Origin of the sequence: Stenotrophomonas sp. PD6 (genome assembly GCF_049199305.1) — a bacterium.
Taxonomy (GTDB): domain Bacteria; phylum Pseudomonadota; class Gammaproteobacteria; order Xanthomonadales; family Xanthomonadaceae; genus Stenotrophomonas.
In genome coordinates this window covers 194,974-197,289 of the sequence record NZ_JBLZQD010000007.1, presented here as the reverse complement: position 1 = coordinate 197,289, position 2,316 = coordinate 194,974, and the positions used below count along the sequence as shown (strand labels likewise).

At 67.7% G+C, this 2,316-nt stretch carries 3 protein-coding genes and 1 pseudogene; all 4 read left to right on the top strand.

What is annotated here, in order from left to right; all coding sequences use genetic code 11:
* Nucleotides 1-145: 145 nt before the first annotated feature.
* The gene (locus ACOZHM_RS12365; RefSeq protein ID WP_017355596.1) at nucleotides 146-451 is read left to right on the top strand and encodes an integration host factor subunit beta; all 306 of its coding nucleotides are present in this window, start codon (nucleotides 146-148) and stop codon (nucleotides 449-451) included.
* 74 nt (nucleotides 452-525) lie between these two features.
* On the top strand, nucleotides 526-810 hold the full coding sequence (locus tag ACOZHM_RS12360; protein WP_421569618.1) for a LapA family protein: 285 nt from the start codon (nucleotides 526-528) through the stop codon (nucleotides 808-810).
* Between the two features lie 6 nt (nucleotides 811-816).
* Nucleotides 817-1,995, top strand: coding sequence for a lipopolysaccharide assembly protein LapB (gene lapB, locus ACOZHM_RS12355; RefSeq protein WP_421569617.1), 1,179 nt, complete (start codon nucleotides 817-819; stop codon nucleotides 1,993-1,995).
* 3 nt (nucleotides 1,996-1,998) lie between these two features.
* Nucleotides 1,999-2,196 (top strand): annotated as a pseudogene (locus ACOZHM_RS12350) (lipopolysaccharide biosynthesis protein); the annotation flags it as partial.
* Nucleotides 2,197-2,316 lie beyond the last annotated feature (120 nt).

Below are 2,316 nucleotides of genomic sequence, written 5' to 3'. Positions count from 1 at the left end.
CCACCCCGCCGGGCGGGCGGCGGCGGCCACCCATCAAGGCAAAAACGCCGATTAATCCGCCCAAACCCTATCCTTTCGTTCCTGGTAGGGCCCGCAAAATTGGCGGGGCCGTTTCAGGGTTTGAGACCCTCGACGCGAGTCCGCAATGACCAAATCCGAGTTGATCGAAATCCTGGCGCGCCGACAGGCGCATCTGAAGTCGGACGATGTCGATCTGGCGGTGAAGTCGTTGCTGGAAATGATGGGCGGGGCGCTGGCCGGCGGGGATCGCATCGAGATCCGCGGGTTCGGCAGTTTTTCGTTGCACTACCGGCCGCCCAGGCTGGGGCGCAACCCCAAGACCGGGGAATCGGTCGCATTGCCGGGCAAGCATGTCCCGCACTTCAAGCCGGGCAAGGAACTGCGCGAGCGCGTCAGCGCCGTCGTGCCGCTGGAAAGCGATCCAGCCTGACTCTCTTTGACGGACTGGTAGAGCGGACGGTTACTCCGCTACTCTCTAACCCATCCGGGACCAGGAGCTACCACATGAAACTTGCACGCCTGTTGATCCTGCTCGCCGTCCTGGTGGCCGGACTCATTGTCGGTGCCCTCAATTCGCAGGACATGACCCTCAATCTGGGGTTCACTGCCATCCATTCCAGTACCGGCCTGGCGATTACCATCGCCCTGTTGACCGGTGCGATCATCGGTGCGGGCCTGGTCATGGTCGGGCTGGTGATTCCGTTGTATTCCAAACTGCGCAGAGCGCAGAAGGCGGCTCCGGCCGTCGCCCCCGTGGCATCCTCTTCTTCTCCTTTCGACGGACGCTGAGCGCCGATGGAATTTGTCTCCGAGTGGTTCTGGTTCTTCCTGTTTCTGCCGCTGGCGGCGATCTCCGGCTGGGTGATCGGTCGGCGTGGCGGTCAGCGCCATGGCGACAACCAGGTCAGCCGTCTCTCCAGCACCTACTTTCGTGGCCTGAACTATCTGCTCAATGAGCAGCCGGACAAGGCGATCGAACTGTTCCTGCATATCGCCGAGCTGGACAAGGAAACGTTCGAGACCCAGGTCGCGCTGGGCCACCTGTTCCGCCGCCGTGGCGAGGTCGACCGCGCCATCCGCCTGCACCAGGGCCTGGTCAACCGCACCGACCTGAGCGACGCACAGCGCGTGCAGGCGCTGCTGGCGCTGGGCGAGGATTACATGAAGTCCGGCCTGCTGGATCGTGCCGAGACCGTGTTCACCGAGCTTGCGCAGATCGACCAGCGTGCCCCGCAGGCGCTCAAGCACCTGATCGGCATCTACCAGGCCGAGCGGGAGTGGGAAAAGGCGATCGACAACGCCACCCGCTTCGAAGAGGTCACCGGCGAGCCGATGGGCAAGCTGGTGGGCCAGTTCGAATGCGAACTGGCCGAGCGCTTCCGCGGCGCCGGCAAGATCGATGAGGCGCGGGCGGCCATTGCCCGTGCCTACCAGGCCGACGCCATGTCGGTGCGTGCCGGCATCATCGAGGGTCGCCTGGAAACCGACGCCGGCAATGCCGAGGCGGCGGTGCGGGCCTTCGAGCGCGCGGCCCGCAACGACCCCGAGTACCTGCCCGAAGTGCTGCAGCCGCTGATGCAGAACTACCGCAAGGTAGGGGACCTGGGCGGCGCGCGCGCATTCCTTTCGGAAATGACCGAGCACTATCGGGGTATCGCCCCGGTCCTGGCCTTGACCCAGCTGATGGAGGAGCAGGAGGGCGTCGCGCCGGCCCGCGCCTATCTGGGGCGCCAGCTCAAGGATCGGCCGTCGGTGCGGGGCGAATCGGCCCTGATCGACCTCACCCTGGCCGAGGGGGCCGACTCCACCGCCACCCTGCATGACCTCAAGCACATCACCGACCAGCTGCTGGTCCGCAATCCCGCCTACCGCTGCACGCGGTGTGGCTTCGGCGCCCGTACCCATCACTGGCAGTGCCCGAGCTGCAAGGAGTGGGGGACGGTCAAGCCACTGCTGAACTACGCGGTGCTCTAAGCCATGCCGTCCGTCTGGATGATCGGGCTGCCGGCGGTGCTGGCAGTCGCGGCAGCGCTTACCTGGTGCGCGCGCCACTACGCGCTGCGACGCAACCTGCTCGATCAACCGGGCGAGCGACGCAGCCACGGCGTCGCCACGCCACGCGGCGGCGGTATCGCCATCGTGCTGACCCTGCTGCTGGCGATCGCCGTGGCGGCCGTGGGGGGGGCCCCCCCCCCCGGGCCCCGGGGGGGGGGGGGGGGGGGGGTGGGGGGGGGGGGGGGGGGCGGGGGGGGGGGGGGCCCCCGGCCCCGGCGGCCGCGGGGGCGCCCGCGGGGG

Excerpts from the sequence above, each read along its gene's own strand:
- lapB (WP_421569617.1), top strand. The coding sequence starts at position 817 with ATGGAATTTGTCTCCGAGTGGTTCTGGTTCTTCCTGTTTCTGCCGCTG.
- ACOZHM_RS12365 (WP_017355596.1), top strand. The coding sequence starts at position 146 with ATGACCAAATCCGAGTTGATCGAAATCCTGGCGCGCCGACAGGCGCAT.
- ACOZHM_RS12360 (WP_421569618.1), top strand. The coding sequence starts at position 526 with ATGAAACTTGCACGCCTGTTGATCCTGCTCGCCGTCCTGGTGGCCGGA.